Annotated in this window: 15 protein-coding genes; 13 read left to right on the top strand and 2 right to left on the bottom strand. The window is 71.4% G+C overall.

Annotated features, from left to right (window positions below):
• Nucleotides 1–3 precede the first annotated feature (3 nt).
• From gatA to ACIOJD_RS01075, 7 genes are all read left to right on the top strand, one after another.
• A complete protein-coding gene (gene gatA, locus ACIOJD_RS01105) occupies nucleotides 4–1,515 on the top strand; it encodes an Asp-tRNA(Asn)/Glu-tRNA(Gln) amidotransferase subunit GatA (RefSeq protein WP_401907584.1) in 1,512 nt (503 codons plus the stop codon).
• Nucleotides 1,512–1,754, top strand: coding sequence for a hypothetical protein (locus ACIOJD_RS01100; RefSeq protein ID WP_401888515.1), 243 nt, complete (start codon nucleotides 1,512–1,514; stop codon nucleotides 1,752–1,754). The genes gatA and ACIOJD_RS01100 overlap by 4 nt, the downstream gene beginning before the upstream one ends.
• An 87-nt stretch (nucleotides 1,755–1,841) precedes the next feature.
• Complete coding sequence (locus ACIOJD_RS01095) at nucleotides 1,842–3,167, top strand: AAA family ATPase (protein WP_401907583.1); 1,326 nt, start codon at nucleotides 1,842–1,844, stop codon at nucleotides 3,165–3,167.
• Nucleotides 3,164–3,349: a hypothetical protein gene (locus ACIOJD_RS01090; RefSeq protein ID WP_401907582.1), complete on the top strand. Its 186-nt coding sequence runs from the start codon at nucleotides 3,164–3,166 to the stop codon at nucleotides 3,347–3,349. Before ACIOJD_RS01095 ends, ACIOJD_RS01090 begins: the two co-directional genes overlap by 4 nt.
• Nucleotides 3,346–4,854, top strand: coding sequence for an Asp-tRNA(Asn)/Glu-tRNA(Gln) amidotransferase subunit GatB (gene gatB / locus ACIOJD_RS01085; protein WP_401907581.1), 1,509 nt, complete (start codon nucleotides 3,346–3,348; stop codon nucleotides 4,852–4,854). Before ACIOJD_RS01090 ends, gatB begins: the two co-directional genes overlap by 4 nt.
• Nucleotides 4,855–5,120: 266 nt before the next feature.
• Nucleotides 5,121–6,383, top strand: a complete 1,263-nt coding sequence (locus tag ACIOJD_RS01080; protein ID WP_401907580.1) for an arsenic transporter — start codon at nucleotides 5,121–5,123, stop codon at nucleotides 6,381–6,383.
• 167 nt (nucleotides 6,384–6,550) lie between these two features.
• Entirely contained in the window at nucleotides 6,551–6,964 is a 414-nt protein-coding gene (locus ACIOJD_RS01075) for a universal stress protein (protein WP_401908842.1), read from the top strand.
• A 59-nt stretch (nucleotides 6,965–7,023) separates the two neighbouring features.
• On the opposite strand, the gene ACIOJD_RS01070 is transcribed toward ACIOJD_RS01075, so the two are convergent.
• Nucleotides 7,024–7,869 (bottom strand): oxidoreductase, encoded by an 846-nt coding sequence (locus ACIOJD_RS01070; protein ID WP_401907579.1) that lies wholly within the window; start codon nucleotides 7,867–7,869, stop codon nucleotides 7,024–7,026.
• A gap of 175 nt (nucleotides 7,870–8,044) precedes the next feature.
• On the opposite strand from ACIOJD_RS01070, the gene ACIOJD_RS01065 reads away from it, so the two are divergent.
• From ACIOJD_RS01065 to ACIOJD_RS01040, 6 genes are all read left to right on the top strand, one after another.
• Nucleotides 8,045–8,626, top strand: coding sequence for a TetR family transcriptional regulator (locus ACIOJD_RS01065; protein ID WP_401907578.1), 582 nt, complete (start codon nucleotides 8,045–8,047; stop codon nucleotides 8,624–8,626).
• A gap of 102 nt (nucleotides 8,627–8,728) precedes the next feature.
• The gene (locus tag ACIOJD_RS01060) at nucleotides 8,729–10,897 is read left to right on the top strand and encodes a phosphocholine-specific phospholipase C (RefSeq protein WP_401907577.1); all 2,169 of its coding nucleotides are present in this window, start codon (nucleotides 8,729–8,731) and stop codon (nucleotides 10,895–10,897) included.
• A gap of 120 nt (nucleotides 10,898–11,017) precedes the next feature.
• The gene (locus ACIOJD_RS01055) at nucleotides 11,018–11,569 is read left to right on the top strand and encodes a GNAT family N-acetyltransferase (protein ID WP_401907576.1); all 552 of its coding nucleotides are present in this window, start codon (nucleotides 11,018–11,020) and stop codon (nucleotides 11,567–11,569) included.
• 109 nt (nucleotides 11,570–11,678) lie between these two features.
• Nucleotides 11,679–12,296, top strand: coding sequence for a hypothetical protein (locus ACIOJD_RS01050; protein ID WP_401907575.1), 618 nt, complete (start codon nucleotides 11,679–11,681; stop codon nucleotides 12,294–12,296).
• Nucleotides 12,297–12,691: 395 nt separating this feature from the next.
• Nucleotides 12,692–12,862 (top strand): hypothetical protein, encoded by a 171-nt coding sequence (locus ACIOJD_RS01045; RefSeq protein WP_401907574.1) that lies wholly within the window; start codon nucleotides 12,692–12,694, stop codon nucleotides 12,860–12,862.
• Between the two features lie 29 nt (nucleotides 12,863–12,891).
• On the top strand, nucleotides 12,892–15,981 hold the full coding sequence (locus ACIOJD_RS01040; RefSeq protein ID WP_401907573.1) for an AAA family ATPase: 3,090 nt from the start codon (nucleotides 12,892–12,894) through the stop codon (nucleotides 15,979–15,981).
• On the opposite strand, the gene ACIOJD_RS01035 is transcribed toward ACIOJD_RS01040, so the two are convergent.
• Nucleotides 15,982–16,182, bottom strand: coding sequence for a DUF6191 domain-containing protein (locus tag ACIOJD_RS01035; protein WP_401907572.1), 201 nt, complete (start codon nucleotides 16,180–16,182; stop codon nucleotides 15,982–15,984).
• Nucleotides 16,183–16,188 lie beyond the last annotated feature (6 nt).

Here is a 16,188-nt window from a genome sequence, read left to right as displayed (position 1 = left end):
GTCATGACGGCCACGAACAAGAACGAGAGCTGCGTCAGGCTCACCGCCGCCGAGATCGCCGGGAAGATCGCTTCCGGCGAACTCACGGCGGTCGAGGTCACCGAGGCCCATCTCGCCCGTATCGAGGCGGTGGACGAGAAGGTCAACGCCTTCCTGCACGTCGACCGCGAGGGTGCGCTGGCCCAGGCCCGCGCCGTGGACGCGAAGCGCGCGGCGGGCGAGAAGCTCGGGCCGCTGGCCGGCGTCCCGCTCGCGCTCAAGGACATCTTCACCACCGAGGGGATCCCGACCACCGTCGGTTCCAAGATCCTCGAAGGCTGGCTGCCGCCCTACGACGCGACCCTCACCAAGAAGCTCAAGGCCGCGGACGTCGTCATCCTGGGCAAGACCAACATGGACGAGTTCGCCATGGGGTCCTCCACGGAGAACAGCGCGTACGGCCCCACCGGCAACCCCTGGGACCTGACCAGGATCCCCGGCGGTTCCGGCGGTGGCTCGGCCGCCTCGCTCGCCGCGTACCAGGCGCCCCTGGCCATCGGCACGGACACCGGCGGGTCCATCCGCCAGCCCGCCGCCGTCACCGGCACGGTCGGCGTCAAGCCCACGTACGGCGCGGTTTCCCGCTACGGCATGGTGGCCTTCTCGTCCTCCCTCGACCAGGGCGGGCCCTGCGCCCGTACGGTCCTGGACACGGCCCTGCTGCACGAGGCGATCGCCGGGCACGACCCGCTCGACTCGACGTCCATCGACGCCCCGGTCCCGCCGGTCGTCGAGGCGGCCCGCAACGGGTCGGTCGCCGGGATGCGCGTCGGCGTCGTCAAGCAGTTCCGCGGCGAGGGCTACCAGGCCGGTGTCCTCCAGCGCTTCGACGAGTCGGTGGAGCTGCTCAAGGGCCTCGGCGCCGAGGTGGTCGAGCTGGACTGCCCGTCGTTCGACCTGGCACTCGCCGCGTACTACCTGATCGCGCCGTCCGAGTGTTCCTCGAACCTCGCCCGCTTCGACGCCATGCGCTACGGCCTGCGGGTCGGCGACGACGGTACGAAGTCGGCGGAGGACGTCACGGCGCTGACCCGCGAGGCGGGCTTCGGCGACGAGGTCAAGCGCCGCATCATCCTCGGTACGTACGCGCTCAGCTCCGGCTACTACGACGCGTACTACGGCTCGGCGCAGAAGGTCCGCACCCTCATCACCCAGGACTTCGAGAAGGCGTTCGAGCGGGTCGACGTGATCGTCTCCCCGACGACCCCGACCACCGCCTTCCCGATCGGCGAGCGTGCCGACGACCCGATGGCGATGTACCTCGCGGACCTGTGCACCATCCCGACCAACCTGGCGGGCAACGCCGCCATGTCGCTGCCCTGCGGCCTCGCGCCGGAGGACGGCCTGCCGGTCGGCCTGCAGATCATCGCCCCCGCCATGAAGGACGACCGGCTGTACAAGGTCGGTGCCGCTGTCGAAGCGGCCTTCGTGGAAAAGTGGGGGCATCCGCTGTTGGAGGAGGCACCGTCACTATGAGTAGTGCAGTGAGCAAGGCGAAGGGCTTCAAGAAGTCCAGGGCCGGTACGTATCTGTCGATAGGGAGCACCGCGCTCGGAGCGGTCGGCGTCGTCAAGCAGGCCAAGCTGGCCCGCAAGGAGAACGACACCCTCCGGCTGGTCGACGCCGCGGTCTCCGCCGTGGCCATCGTCACCGGCCTGGCGATCCTGTACCGCGAGCTGAAGCGGCTGGGCGACGACGACGTCCTGCTGGGCTGACCGGACCGCCGGGAGTCCGTCCGCCCGTTCCGGGGCGGACTCCCGGCGGCCACCGCGCCGGACCGTGCCACGGAAGGAGGTGACACAGTGATCACCCGCATCGAGATCGACGGCTTCAAGTCGTTCGTGGGCTTCGGCCTGGACGTACGGCCCCGCACCGTACTGATGGGCGTCAACGGGGCGGGAAAGTCCAACCTGTTGGACGCTCTGGACTTCGTCCGGCGCACGGTCGCCGTGGGCCTCCCGCAGGCCTACGACAGTGACAATCCCCGGCTCGCCGTACGGGACCTCTTCCACCGTGCCGACGGCTCCGACGGCACCGGTGACCCGGACGGCTCCGGTGGCACGTACACGGCACCCCAACTGACCATCAAGATCGGCATGATCGTGCCCAGCCTGCACGGTCCGCTTCCGCTGGTCGTACGGCTGGGAGCCGCCCGCCACGGCACGCCGCACGGCCCGGTGAAAGCCACACTCCGCTCCGGGCGGGTGTGGGTCAGCAGCCTCATGCTCACGGAGTGGATGGACCGGCTGGAGATGCCGGCCCACCTGCGTGGCGCGCTGGCCGCCGCGAGGGAGTCGTTCGTGGCGAGCTACGGCACCGACTGGACGCCGCTGCGCGGAAGCGGCCAGGGCCTCGGCGACCGCGCGTCGGAGGGAGCACGGGCGCTGCTGCGCCACCTCGCCCGCGAAAGCGAGAACTGGGAGCGGATCGCACTCGACCCCGCCGCCATGCGCAGGCCGTTCGGCGGCAGCGACGAGATGCCGCTGCGTCCCGACGGCGGCAATCTGGCGGCCGTCCTCCACCGGCTCGATGCCCAGGATCTCCGCCACCTGGAGGCGGACCTGGCCGCGCTGATCCCGGAAGCGTCCGGCGTCAGGCCGGTGTTCGACGAGCTGCGCGGCGAGTACGGCTTCGACGTACGGCTCCGGCACACGGGCTGGACGTCCCCGCCCATGCTGTCCGACGGCACGATGCGTGTCCTCGCGCTGCTGGCCGCCCGCCACGACGACCGGCGGGCCGGCCTGCTGGCCGTCGAGGAGATAGAGAACGGGCTGCCCCCCACCCTGGCCGCCGAGTTGGTACGGCGCCTGAGCGGGGACGTGGACGACTTCCCGGACCTTGTGGACCGGGCGCGGCTGGTGTCCGGCTTCCGCCAGCTGATGGTGACCACGCATTCCCCCGTACTCCTCTCCGCCCTGCGTGACGACTCCGCCCTTCGCGACGACACGACCGGAAGCCTGGTCCTCCTGGAACAGGCGTCCCATCCCGACCCGGCACGCGCGGGGGTCTCGACCGTGACCAGAGCACGCCCCGTCCGTGCGCCCCTGGCGGACGGCGAACCGGGCGACACGGTCACGGCCGAGCAGGTGAAGTGCCTGCTGGAGCCCGTGGGGCAGGTGATCGTGTGAACCGCGCGGCATGGCCGAAGGCCCGGCGGCCCGGCCCCGGCGAATTCCTCGCCTCACCCGCCGCCTCACCCGCAGCCACATTCGCCGGCGAAGCGGATCTCCCCGTACTCGGAAAGCTGTCGTCTTACCAGCGCAGGCTGGCCGACACCGATGAAGCACTGAAGAGGAAGACATACCTGTGACCGTCACTGAACTGGTGTCGTACGAGGACGCGCTGACGACCTACGACCCCGTCATGGGCCTTGAGGTCCATGTCGAGCTGGGCACCAAGACCAAGATGTTCTGCGGCTGCTCGACCGAGCTGGGCGCCGCGCCCAACTCGCAGACCTGCCCGACCTGTCTCGGCATGCCCGGCTCGCTCCCGGTCGTCAACGCGATCGGTGTCGAGTCGGCCGTCAAGATCGGCCTCGCGCTCAACTGCGAGATCGCCGAGTGGTGCCGCTTCGCCCGGAAGAACTACTTCTATCCGGACATGCCGAAGAACTTCCAGACCTCCCAGTACGACGAGCCGATCGCCTTCGACGGGTATCTGGACGTCCAGCTGGAGGACGGCGAGATCTTCCGCGTGCAGATCGAGCGCGCCCACATGGAGGAGGACACCGGCAAGTCGACACACGTCGGCGGCGCCACCGGCCGTATCCACGGCGCGTCCCACTCCCTGCTCGACTACAACCGCGCCGGCATCCCGCTCATCGAGATCGTGACCAAGCCCATCGAGGGCGCCGGTGCGCGCGCTCCCGAGGTCGCCAAGGCGTACGTCGCCGAGCTGCGCGAGCTGATCAAGGCGCTGGGCGTCTCCGAGGCCCGGATGGAGATGGGCCAGATGCGGTGCGACGTGAACCTCTCGCTGCGGCCGCACGGCCGGGAGGAGTTCGGTACGCGCTCCGAGACGAAGAACGTCAACTCGCTGCGCAGCGTCGAGCGCGCCGCCCGTTTCGAGATCCAGCGCCACGCCGCGGTGCTGAACTCCGGAGGCACGATCCTTCAGGAGACCCGTCACTTCCACGAGGAGGACGGCTCCACCACGTCGGGCCGAATCAAGGACAACGCCGAGGACTACCGGTACTTCCCGGAGCCCGACCTGGTGCCCGTCGCCCCGGCCCGCGCGTGGGTCGAGGAGCTGCGGAGCGGCCTGCCCGAGCTGCCGCGGGTGCGCCGCAACCGGCTGCGCGCGGAGTGGGGCGTCTCCGAGCACGACATGCAGTCGATCCTCAACGCGGGCGCGATCGCGCCGATCGTCGCCACGATCGACGCGGGCGCCCCGGCCGACCAGGCACGCAAGTGGTGGATGGGCGAACTGGCCCGGCACGCCAACGAGTCGGGCCGCGCGCTGGACGAACTGCCCATCACGCCGGAGCAGGTCGCCCGGGTCGCCGCGCTCGTCTCGGCCGGCGACCTCAACGACAAGCTGGCCCGTCAGGTCATCGAGGGCGTGCTCGCGGGCGAGGGCGACCCGGATGCCGTCGTGGAGAAGCGCGGCCTCAAGGTCGTCTCCGACGACAGCGCGCTCGGCGCGGCCGTGGACGAGGCGATCGCGGGCAACGCCGCCATCGCCGACAAGATCCGCGCCGGAAAGGTCGCCGCGGCGGGTGCGCTGGTCGGCGCGGTCATGAAGGCCACACGCGGCCAGGCCGACGCGGCCCGGGTGCGCGAACTGATCCTGGAGAAGCTGGGCGTCGAGGGCTGACCCCGGGGCTACGGGGCCGAAGGCTGACGTCGGACCCACTGGGGAGTGCGGGGCGCAGGTGTCGTAGGGGGACTACGCGCCTCGCGGTGCGTACGGGCCGCACGCGTCGTTCGAGGCGTACGTAGGGTGTGAGGGGCGGCGTGCCTGCGGGCGCGCCGCCTCTCACCGGTTCCGGACCCCCGGACCCCCGGATCCCGGTCCGGTCCGGTCCCTGTCCCGCTCCCGTCCCGTCCCGCTCCCGACCCGTAAGCGCGAGGCACATCGCAGTGAACACCGTCGCCGCCGAGGTCGTCTCCGTCGGCCTGCTGCTCGCCGTGCTCGCGTTCGCCGTCATGCGGCCCCGCGGCTGGCCCGAGGCGGTCGCGGCCGTACCCGCGGCGCTGCTGGTCGTCGCCCTCGGCGCGGTCTCGCCCCAGGAGGCGTGGGAGCAGACGCAGAGCCTGCTGCCGGTGGTCGCCTTCCTCGCGGCGGTGCTGGTGCTGGCCCAACTCTGCGACGAGGAGGGGCTGTTCGCCGCCGCCGGCGATCTGGTGGCGCGGGTCTGCGGCGGGCAGCCGCGCCGGTTGCTCGGCGGGGTGTTCGGCGTCGCCGCCGTGATCACCGCCGTACTCAGCCTGGACGCCACGGTCGTGCTGCTGACGCCGGTGGTCTTCGCGACCGCCGCCCGGGTGGGCGCCCGCCCCCGGCCTCATGTCTACGCCTGTACGCATCTGGCGAACTCGGCGTCGCTGCTGCTGCCGGTCTCCAACCTGACCAATCTGCTGGCGTTCACCGCGAGCGGGCTCTCTTTCACTCGGTTCGCGGCGCTGATGGCGCTGCCGTGGCTGGCCGCGATCGCCGTCGAGTACGCCGTCTTCCGCCGCTGGTTCGCCGCCGACCTGGCCGCCGGGGCGCACCCTCCGAAGACGGACGAGCGGCGCGAGATGCCGGTGTTCACGTTGGTCGTGCTCGGTCTGACGCTGGCCGGATTCGTGGTCACCTCGTTCGTCGGGATCGAACCGGTGTGGGCGGCCCTCGCCGGTACGGTCGTGCTCGCCGCCCGCGCCCTGAGGCAGCGGCGGACGACCGTGACGGGGCTGGTCCGCGCCGCGTCACCGCTGTTCTGCCTGTTCGTCCTCGCCCTCGGTGTGGTCGTCAAGGCGGTCGTCGACAACGGCCTGGACATCGGCATCAGCCGGTTGCTGCCGGGCGGTTCGTCGCTGCTCTCGCTGCTCGGGATCGCCGTGATCGCCGCCGTACTCGCCAATGTGATCAACAATCTTCCGGCGATCCTGGCGCTGCTGCCGGTCGTCGCGCCCGCCGGGCCCGGACCGGTGCTCGCCGCGCTGATCGGGGTCAACCTCGGGCCGAACCTCACGTACGTCGGCTCGCTCGCCACCCTGCTGTGGCGGCGCATCCTGCACGAGCACGACACCGAGCCGAAGCTGGGCCACTTCACCCTGCTCGGCCTGGTGACCGTGCCCGCCACGCTGGTCGCTTCTACGGTGGCGCTGTGGGGCACGCTGCAAGTGATCGGAGGCCGATCCTGATGACCGTACCGCCGTCACCGTCACACCCGCCGTCACCGTCACACCCGTCCCCGCCGTCGCACTCGTCCTCGTCCTCACCGTCGACCTCGGCCGTTCCGGCGTCCGGGCCGCCCACCGCGCCGCCGACGGTCCTCGTCTGGATCACCGAATCCACCTGGCCCGCGTGCGTGGACGCGGCTCGCGCCCGTGCCCCGCACGATCAGGTGGTGCTGCTCCACGTCGGCGACGACGAGGTGGCCGCCGCCGCGCACCACGCGTACGCGGGGCTGCTCGGCCGGGGACACCGGACGGACCGTGACCCCGGCACCCGCCTCGAAGCCCTCTCGGGCACCGTGGGCGCCGATCTGCTGGAGGCCGCCGCGCACCGGCTGGGGCGGCCGTGCGAACTCCTCGACCGGCACGGCCGCGTGGAGCACGAGGTGGTACGGGCGGCGGCCGATGTGGATCTGCTGATCTGCGCGCGGGACGGCGACCGCGAACGGCCGGGCCCGCACAGCCTCGGCCCGGCGACCCGCTTCGTGGTGGACCACGCGCCGTGCCCGGTGCTGCTGGTGTGGCCCCTGGGGGAGGCGGGTCCGTAGAGGACAGGCCGTCAGGAGGAGCGGCCCCTACGACGTACGGTCCTCAGGAGGCGCGCTCCTCAGGAGGCGGAGGCCTCGGTGTCGTAGTCGATCGACTCGGTGAGCTGCCGCCATTTCACGTCGGATTCCATCCGGGCGCGGTCGGATTCGGTCACGTACCGGTACGCGTCACTGCCCAGCAGGAGATGCAGCGGTGGCTCGTCCAGGTGAGGCAGACCGAGGATGACCTGCGCGGCCTTGGCCGGATCGCCGGTCTGCCGGCCGTCCATGCCCCGTACCAACTCCGCGTGCGCGCCGGCCGTCTTCCGGTACGGCTCGCTGATCGGCGGGATCGTCATCGAGGCCCCGGCCCAGTCGGTGCGCAGACCGCCCGGTTCGATGACGGTGACCCGTACACCGAGCGGGGCGAGTTCGCGGGACAGTACCTCGGAGAATCCGGCGACCGCCCACTTGGCGCTCTGGTAGGCGCCGAGACCGGGAACGCCCAGCCGGCCGCCGCTCGACGAGATCTGGATGATGTGCCCGGATCCCTGCTCGCGCAGGATCGGAACGGCGGCCTTCGTGACGTGGTAGACGCCATAGAAATTGGTGTCGATCTGGGCGCGGAAATCGGCGTCGGACACATCCTCGATAGCGGCGATGTCGCCGTATCCGGCGTTGTTGACGACCACGTCCAGCCGTCCGAAGGTGTCGACCGCGCTCTGTACGGCCGCGCGTGCGGCAGCGGCGTCGGTGACATCGAGCGGGACGGTGTGCAGTCGCGTTCCGTACGTACGGACGAGATCGTTGAGCTGGGCGGGCCTGCGTGCCGTGGCCACGACCTGGTGGCCGGCCGCGAGTGCCGCTTCGGTGAGGGCGCGGCCGAGGCCGCGTGAACTGCCGGTGATGAACCAGACCTCGGACATGGTGGATTCCTAGGGGGAGAGGGCGCGGGCTGAGCGCGTCCGCCGGGCTTCGAGCATCGTAACTGACTATTCAGTTACTTCCTTTTTCACTGTAGGACCAGGGCCTTGGGGTCGCAAGTGGTGAGATCAGTGACTGACTGGTCACCCGGTCGCCATCGCTGATTACCATGAGGAGATGGCCAGAGATTCCCGAACGACCAGGACGAGCCTGCTGCGCGCGGCGACCGACGAGTTCGCCGCGCACGGCATCGCGGGCGCGCGCGTCGACCGCATCGCCGGGGCGGCCGGGTACAACAAGAACCTGATCTATGTGCACTTCGGGAGCAAGGAACAGCTCTTCGACGCCGTGTACGAGGCCGCCGTCGAGGAGATCCTCGACGCCGCGCCGTTCGACGCCGGTGACCTGCCCGGATATGCGGGCGCGCTCTTCGACTTCCACCTCTCGCACCCGCATCTGATGCGGCTGGTGCGCTGGCAGAGTCTGGAACGGCGGGCCGAGGTGCTGCCGGTCGCGGCGAAGGCCAACGCGGCGAAGCTCCGCGCGCTCGCCGCGGCCCAGGGTGCGGGCACGGTGGACGCGGGCCTGGCGCCGCACCTGCTGCTGGCTCAGATCGTGGCGCTCTCCGGCGCGTGGAGCGAGGGCAGCCCCGAGGCCGTGAGCGACACGACGAGCCCCGCCGAGATCGCGGCCAGGCGGCACGCGGTGGTGGTGTCGGTGGGGAAGCTGACACGGCCGTCGCTCCCCCGACGGCCGTAGCCCTCCTCGCCGGGCGAGCGGCGGAATGAATGGGCGGCCCGTTCATTTCTCGGACGTCCCGGAGCCTTTCCGCTGCCATCCGCTCTCACTAGCGTCCCCGGCATGTCACCGGAGATATCGCGCAGAAGAATGCTCGCCCTCGGCACCGGAGCCCTGGGCGCGGCGGCCGCCGGGTCCGTACTGCCGCCGTCCCTGCGGGCGGCGCTGGCGGCCGAGCCGGCCGACGGCGGGATGCGGGCGATCAAGCATGTGGTCGTGCTCATGCAGGAGAACCGCTCCTTCGACCACTACTTCGGCACGCTGCGCGGCGTGCGGGGGTTCGAGGACCGCAACGCGGTCGAGCTTCCCTCCGGAAAGCCCGTCTTCGAGCAGCCGTCGGCGACCGGCGGCACCGTCCTGCCCTTCCCCGTACGGGACGCGGCGAAGACGCAGAAGAAGGACCTCCAGTACATCGGGGCTCTCGACCACTCCTGGGACGGCGGGGCCGCGGCCTGGAACAACGGGTGGATGGACGGCTGGGTCTCCGCCAAGACCGCCGCCACCATGGCGTACTACGACCGGCGCGACATCCCGCTGCACTACGAGCTGGCGGACACGTTCACGGTCTGCGACGCGTACCACTCGTCCGTCCATACGTCGACGAGCCCCAACCGCAACCATCTGTGGAGCGGCTGGACCGGGTTCGAGGCCGACGGGCAGCGGGCCGTGGGCAATGACGCGTACGACGAGGGCACCCACCCCGGCTACCCCTGGCCGACCTACGCCGAGCGGCTGGAGCGGGCGGGCCGGAGCTGGCGGACGTACACGGAGTGGGAGAACTTCACCGACAACAACATCGAGTTCTTCACCACCTTCAAGAACATCGCCCACAAGGCGCTCGCGAAGGCCCGCGCGCTGCCCGGCCGGCCCGGAGCCGACGGCTTCACCTACATGGAGGCCTTCTACGCGGCCGTCCGCGAGACCCGGGACGACGCCGAGCGCGAGCGCCTGCTCGGAGCGCTGGACGAGGGGGTCGCCGCGCTGAGCGAGCATGAGCGTTCGCTCTTCGAGCGCGGGCTGCGACGCGTCGAGATGGGCACCCTGGCCGAGCGGTTCCGCGCCGATGTGGCGGCGGGGACGCTGCCCGAGGTGTCGTATCTGGTGCCGTCCGCCGCCGACTCCGAGCACCCCGGCTCCTCGTCGCCGGTGGCCAGCGCCACGCTCGTCTACCAGGTGCTGGACGCGCTCGGCGCGCATCCCGATGTCTGGCGGCACACCGTCGTACTGATCAACTACGACGAGAACGACGGCTTCTTCGACCATGTGCCGCCGCCCGTACCGCCCGCCGACGGACCCACCGGGTCCGCCGAACGCTGGCAGGGACGGCCGACCGGGCTCGGGATACGGGTCCCGCTGCTGGTCGTCTCGCCCTGGACCGTCGGCGGCTACGTCTGCTCGCAGGTCTTCGACCACACCTCGGTCATCCGCTTCCTGGAGAAGTGGACGGGGGTGGACGAGCCCAACATCACCGCGTGGCGGCGCACCGTGACCGGCGATCTGACCTCCGCCTTCGACTTCCGCAGCAGCCGGCCGCGGCCCGAGGTGGAACAGCCGGGAGCCGTCCCGCCGTTCAGCGGCCGCTGGCAGCCGGAGCCGCCCGCCGAACAGCGCATGCCCGTACAGGAGAAGGGCGTGCGCCCGGCCAGGCCACTGCCGTACCAGACCGACGCGTACGGCCGGATCGACGCCGACGGCAAGGCCTTCAAGGTCACGCTCAACAACACGGGACGGGCCAGCGCGCACTTCGCGCTCTATCCGTACGCCGGTGAGTTCGCGATCCCGCAGCACCGCGATGTAAGGGGCTCGGCGCAATGGACGGTGCCCCTTACCGGGCTGACCGGCGACGCGTACCGCTTCACGGTCACCGGACCGAACGGCTTCCGGCGCGAGTTCGCCGGTCCCGTGACCGGTGAGGGCGCCGAGGTCAGCTCGTCCGTCGACCACCACGACCGCGATCTGCATCTCACCCTGAGCAACAAGGGGGAGCGGCCCGTCACGTTCACGGTGCGGCCTCTCGGCTATGTGGACGAGGACGACCTGGCCGACTGGACCCGGCAGATCACGGTGAAGCCGGGCCGCAGCCGGACCGTCGTGCACTCGGCGGCCGACGCGCACGGCTGGTACGACCTAGAGATCACCACGGCCGACGGCCCCGACACCACTGCCGGTGTGGGCTTCTGCCGTCGCCTGATGGGGCACATCGAGAACGGCCGGGTGAGCGTCTCCGGCTGATCCGCGAACGCGGTAACGCGGTAACGCGGGAACATCTGAACGTGCGGTGCGCGAGTGTGTGAGGATTTAGCGCACCGCACGATTCGGTCCGGCCAGGACCCAGTTGCTCGGAGGAGCCGGATGTTCGCCACACCGCTGGACGACGGCGCGGAGCTGCGCCCTCTGGAGCCATGGCGGGCCGAGGAGTTCCTCGCCCATATGGACCGCGCCAGGGACCTGGTCGACCAGCACATCCAGCTCGCCCGGAGCGCCACCGATCTCGACTCGGCACGGGCGCTGCTCACCTCGTACGCGCGGCAGCAGGCGGCCGACACCGGACGGCTCTACGGGATCTGGCTCGACTCCACCCTGGTCGGCGGATTGCTCTTCCGTGTCTTCGACGCGGACGCCGGGAACTGCGAGGTCGGCTGCTGGCTGGAGCCCGCGGCGACGGGCCGCGGGCTGGTCACGCGGGCCGCGCGGGTGCTGATCGACTGGGCGGTCGAGGAGCGCGGGATGCACCGGGTGGAGTGGCGGGTGTCGTCCACCAACACCGCGAGCGTCAGGGTCGCCCAGCGGCTCGGCATGACGCGGGACGGGGTCCTGCGCGAGAGCTATCCGTACCGGGGAGTACGGCACGACATCGAGATCTGGTCGCTCCTGGCGCCCGAGTGGCGCGAGCGCCGGCGGTGACCTCGTGGAGGGAACGCGCGGCCGGCTCACCTGCCGTACTACGTACGGCAGTACGCCTGGGCGCCGCGTTCTCAGAGAGTTCTCATACGCGGCCCCTAGCGTGCGCCGTATGAACCCCACTCCCAAGACCCAGACCACCGAGCCGGAGACCACCGAGGCCACGGCCGACACGAAGGTGGCCGAGACCGAGGCGACCGCCCCCGAGGCCGGGTCCGCCGAGGAGCGCGACGCGGCACCCGCCGCGACGGAGGACGTCAAGGACGCCGGTGAGCCGGCCGACCAGGACGACGCCCTTGAGGACGACGAGACGCACGACGACGACACCGTCACCGAGCACCGCCCGGCCGGAATCGGCGCCGCCGCCGCGGCCGTCGTCTCGGTCTGCCTCGGGATCGTCGCCCTCACCGGCACCTGGACCAGCCGGATCATCGGCGAGCGCGCGACGCTCGTCGGACAGATCAAGACCGGTCAGTCCGCCACTCCCGAGCAGCAGATCTCGGCGCTCTACGGCGACGCCTGGCACGCCACCGCGGCGGTCAACGGCGTCGTGGCCCTGGTCGCGCTGCTCGTCGGCGTGATCGTGCTGACGCTGCCGCAGCGCGCGGGCCGCGCGGCCTGGGTACGCCCCGTCGCCGTCGCCGGAGCCGTCCTCGGCCTCCTGGGCCTGCTGGTCTCCTTCGGCATGTACTTCGACCTCCTCGTGGCACTGCCGAGCGCCGCTGCCTGAGTTCGTCCGTTCCGGCCGGAGGCCGGTTCAGAACCGACCAAGGCCCGGGGCCTGTCCGGCGGATCTTCGTGGATCAGGCCGCGGCGTCTGGTGCCGTGCCTCGCAAGGCGGAGGATCGTCCGCGTACTGGACGCACTCGGACGACTCCGACAACGCGGCGAGGTGCGGTGCCGGGCGTCGCGGGCCCGCGAAGATCCGCCGGACAGGCCCTGAGGCCTTACGGGCTTCGCGCCCGGACCTTAGGGCCTTACGTATGTCCCGTCCGTACTTTCCACGGCCTTTCTAAGGCCCACGGGCCGTCAGGATGCGGCACTCTCCCGATGTGGCGGCGCCCCCTGGGAGACGAGGGTTGAGGCATCACCAGATGCCACAACACTTCGCACCAGGGGGACCCGATGTTCGAGTACGAACTCCACAAGATCCGCGCGGCCGAGCTGATCCGGCAGGCGGACCACCACCGGCTCGTACGGGAGATCCGTGAAGCGGGCCGACGGACCGAACAAGCCGAACGCTCACGGTTCCGCCGCCATGCCGGCTCCCGCTCCCGCTCCCGCTCCGGACGATAACGAGTGCCGCACTGTCAGACCCCTGTGCGATGCTCAGGCCTGTGGAAAACAGGTCCGTCAGCCCGGTGTTCGTCGGTCGGACCGGCGAACTCACCGCGCTCACCGAGGCGCTCGCCCGCGCCACCGCCTCAGGCACCTCGCCGTCGGCCGGTGGCGCGGGCGAGCCTCAGGCGTTGCTCATCGGCGGTGAGGCCGGGGTCGGCAAGACCCGGCTGATCGAGGAGCTGTGCGATCTCGCGCGCGCGGAGCGGACCGTCGTCGCGATCGGCGGATGCGTCGAAATCGGCGCGGACGGACTCCCGTTCGCACCCTTCTCCACCGCCCTGCGGTCCCTGCGCCGCCAGTTGCCCGACGAGCTGACCGCGGCGGCCGAGGGCCAGCAGGACGAGCTGGCCAGGATCCTGCCCGAGCTGGGGCAGTCGGAGCGCGGCGCGCTCGGCGAGAACGGCACCGCGCGGCTCTTCGAACTCACCGCCCGGCTACTGGAGCGGCTCGCGGCGGACCGTACGGTCGTCCTCGTCCTGGAGGATCTGCACTGGGCGGACGCCTCCACCCGGCATCTCCTCGCCTATCTCTTCCGCGCGCTGCGCCGCGGCCGGCTCGTCGTGATCGCCACCTACCGCTCCGACGACATCCACCGCCGCCACCCCCTGCGCCCGCTCCTCGCCGAGCTGGACCGGCTGCGGTCCGTCCGGCGGATCGAGCTGGCCCGGTTCACCCGCGCCGAGGTGGGGCGACAGCTCACCGGCATCCTCGCGGCGGAGCCGGATCCCGGCCTGCTGGACGAGATCTTCGAACGTTCCGACGGAAACGCCTTCTTCGTCGAGGAGCTGGCCTGTTCCATCGGGGCCGGCTGCCGCACCGGACTGAGCGACTCCCTGCGCGATCTGCTGCTCGTACGGGTCGAGGCGCTGCCCGAGGACGCCCAGCGGGTCGCCAGGATCGTCGCCGAAGGCGGCACCACCGTCGAATACCCGCTGCTGCGCGCCGTCGCGCGGCTGGAGGAGGACGACCTGATCGAGGCGCTGCGGGCGGCCGTCGGCGCCAACATCCTGCTGCCCACGGCGGACGGCGACGGTTACCGCTTCCGGCACTCCCTGGTGCGCGAGGCGGTCAGCGACGACCTGCTCCCCGGCGAGCGCTCCCGGCTCAACCGCCGCTACGCCGAGGTGCTGGAGGCCGACCCCTCGCTCGTACGGGCCGATGAGCGCACCACCCGCCTCGCCAGCCACTGGTACCACGCGCACGACGCGGCGAAGGCCCTTCCCACGGTCCTGCACGCCGCCGTCGAGGCGCGGCAGCGCTATGCCTACTCCGAGCAACTGGGGCTGCTCGAAAGGGCCATGGAGCTGTGGGACGAAGCCCCCGCGGACGTGCGCGGCACCCTGCGCCCGCCGGACGACGTCGAGGTCTATCCGCCCTGCGGCGGTCAGGAGTCCGCTCCGCTGACGTATCTGGACCTGATGGCGGAGGCGACGGTCGCGGCCCGTTTCGGCGGTGACCGCGAGCGTGCCCTGGCGATCGCCAAGAAGGCCGTGCGGGTGCTGGAGGGGGAGGACGGCGGGAAGGACCCGTTGCGGGCCGCCTGGTTCTGGATCCAGCGCTCCCGGCTGGTTCAGGACCTCACCAGGGGCGACGGCTGGCGAGAACTGGCCACCGCCGAGGAGCTGGTGCGCGGGCTCCAGCCGTCCGCGGTGCACGCGGAGGTCCTCGCCTTCGTGGCGAGTTGGGGCGCCCTGCACCGGCCGGGCCCCGACAGTCTGACGGCCGCCAACCGCGCCGTGGAGTACGCGCGCCTGGTCGGCGCCGAGCGAACCGAGCTGCACGCCCGCCTCACCCGCGGCTGGCTCACCGCCGACGCGGGAGACATGGAGACGGGCATCGCCGAGACGTACGAGGCGCGCGACCGGGCCGTGGAGCTGGGCGCCGTCGGGGTCCTGGGGCGGGCCAGTGTCAATCTGCCGTCCACGCTGGAGAGCATGGGCCGCTCCGAGGAGGCGGTGACCGCCGCCGAGCAGGGCATCACTTTCAGCCACCGCTACGGTCTCGCCGACACGGAGGCCTGGGTCCGTACGAACCAGGCCCAGTCCCTCTGCTCACTCGGCCGCTGGCCCGAGGCGGACGCCGTCCTCGATGTCGCCTCGGGCCTCGCCCAGTCCCGCAAGGCGCGCGGCCTCGTCGCCGTACGCCGCGCCGAACTGGCGCTCGGCCGGGGCGATTTCGATGAGGCCGAGCGCCAGGTGGCGGTGCACCGCAGCTCGATGGGCAGCCATGACTTCCAGCCGCAGCACTTCATCACCCCGGCCCGGCTGACGATGACCCTCGCGGCGCGGCGGGGCGCACTGGCCGACGCGAGGGCCGAGTTCGAGCGCATCCTCTCGCTGGGCCTCCCTCTGGGCACGCACCGGTACGCGCTGCCGCTGCTGTGCGCGGCGGCGGTCATCGAGGCGGACGCGAGGGGCCTTCAGGGCGCGGACGCCGGACGGGCCGACATCCTTGCCGCCGTACGCGCGCACGCCAAGCGGCAGCCCACGCTGGTGCCGGTCTGGCGGGCGTACGGCCTGATGCTGGACGCCGAGCTGGCCCGCGCGCAGGGCCGGGCGGCACCGGAGCTCTGGGCGCGCGCCGTGGCGGGCTTCGAAGCGGTCGGGCGGCCCTACGAACGGGCACTCGCCCGGCAGCGCCGGGCCGCCGCCCTGCTGGACTCGCACGGCGACCGCGCGGAAGCGGCGGAGCTGCTCGTGCGGGCCCACACCACCGCCGTCCGGCTCGGTGCGATCCCACTGGCCGAGGAGAGCGCCAGGACGGCGGGCCGGGCGCGGATCAGCCTCGCCCAGGCGGCCGGTGGCCGTACCGCCCAGGCCCCCGGCACGCCCACCGAGACCGCCGACCCCGCACGCTCACTGGGACTGACCCCGCGCGAGCGGGACGTACTGCGCCTGGTCGCCGCCGGTCACAGCAACCGCCGGATAGCCGAGGAGCTGTACATCTCGCCCAAGACCGCGAGCGTCCACGTGTCCAACATCCTGGCCAAGATGGGGGTTTCGGGCCGCACCGAAGCCGCCGCGCTGGCCCATCGGCTCCGTCTCTTCCCCGTCCCCGTAACGGGCGAGTCCTGATCAGTTTTCAGGATCCGCGGGTTTCGCGGATTCCGCAGGCTCCTCCTCGACCCTTATCGTGACCTTTCCCGAAGCGAGGTCTATCGGGCCCCGGCCCGGGTCGTTGTCATTCACGTCGGTCCGGCTCAGTTCCAGTCTTTTCTGTTCGTCATGGGCGTGCTTACGGCCCGGCGCGAAGAGCTGCTCGATCATGTTGAACACAGACTG

This window comes from Streptomyces sp. NPDC088116, from assembly GCF_044741745.1.
In the GTDB taxonomy this organism is placed as follows: Bacteria; Actinomycetota; Actinomycetes; order Streptomycetales; family Streptomycetaceae; genus Streptomyces.
Note: the sequence above shows the minus strand (reverse complement) of the source record. Positions and strands in the feature narration are given on the sequence as shown.

Bases quoted from the DNA above. Each gene is read 5' to 3' on its own strand.
- gatA (WP_401907584.1), top strand. From the start codon at position 4: ATGACGGCCACGAACAAGAACGAGAGCTGCGTCAGGCTCACCGCCGCC.
- ACIOJD_RS01100 (WP_401888515.1), top strand. From the start codon at position 1,512: ATGAGTAGTGCAGTGAGCAAGGCGAAGGGCTTCAAGAAGTCCAGGGCC.
- ACIOJD_RS01070 (WP_401907579.1), bottom strand. From the start codon at position 7,869: ATGTCCGAGGTCTGGTTCATCACCGGCAGTTCACGCGGCCTCGGCCGC.
- ACIOJD_RS01065 (WP_401907578.1), top strand. From the start codon at position 8,045: ATGGCCAGAGATTCCCGAACGACCAGGACGAGCCTGCTGCGCGCGGCG.
- ACIOJD_RS01060 (WP_401907577.1), top strand. From the start codon at position 8,729: ATGTCACCGGAGATATCGCGCAGAAGAATGCTCGCCCTCGGCACCGGA.
- ACIOJD_RS01055 (WP_401907576.1), top strand. From the start codon at position 11,018: ATGTTCGCCACACCGCTGGACGACGGCGCGGAGCTGCGCCCTCTGGAG.
- ACIOJD_RS01050 (WP_401907575.1), top strand. From the start codon at position 11,679: ATGAACCCCACTCCCAAGACCCAGACCACCGAGCCGGAGACCACCGAG.
- ACIOJD_RS01045 (WP_401907574.1), top strand. From the start codon at position 12,692: ATGTTCGAGTACGAACTCCACAAGATCCGCGCGGCCGAGCTGATCCGG.
- ACIOJD_RS01040 (WP_401907573.1), top strand. From the start codon at position 12,892: ATGCTCAGGCCTGTGGAAAACAGGTCCGTCAGCCCGGTGTTCGTCGGT.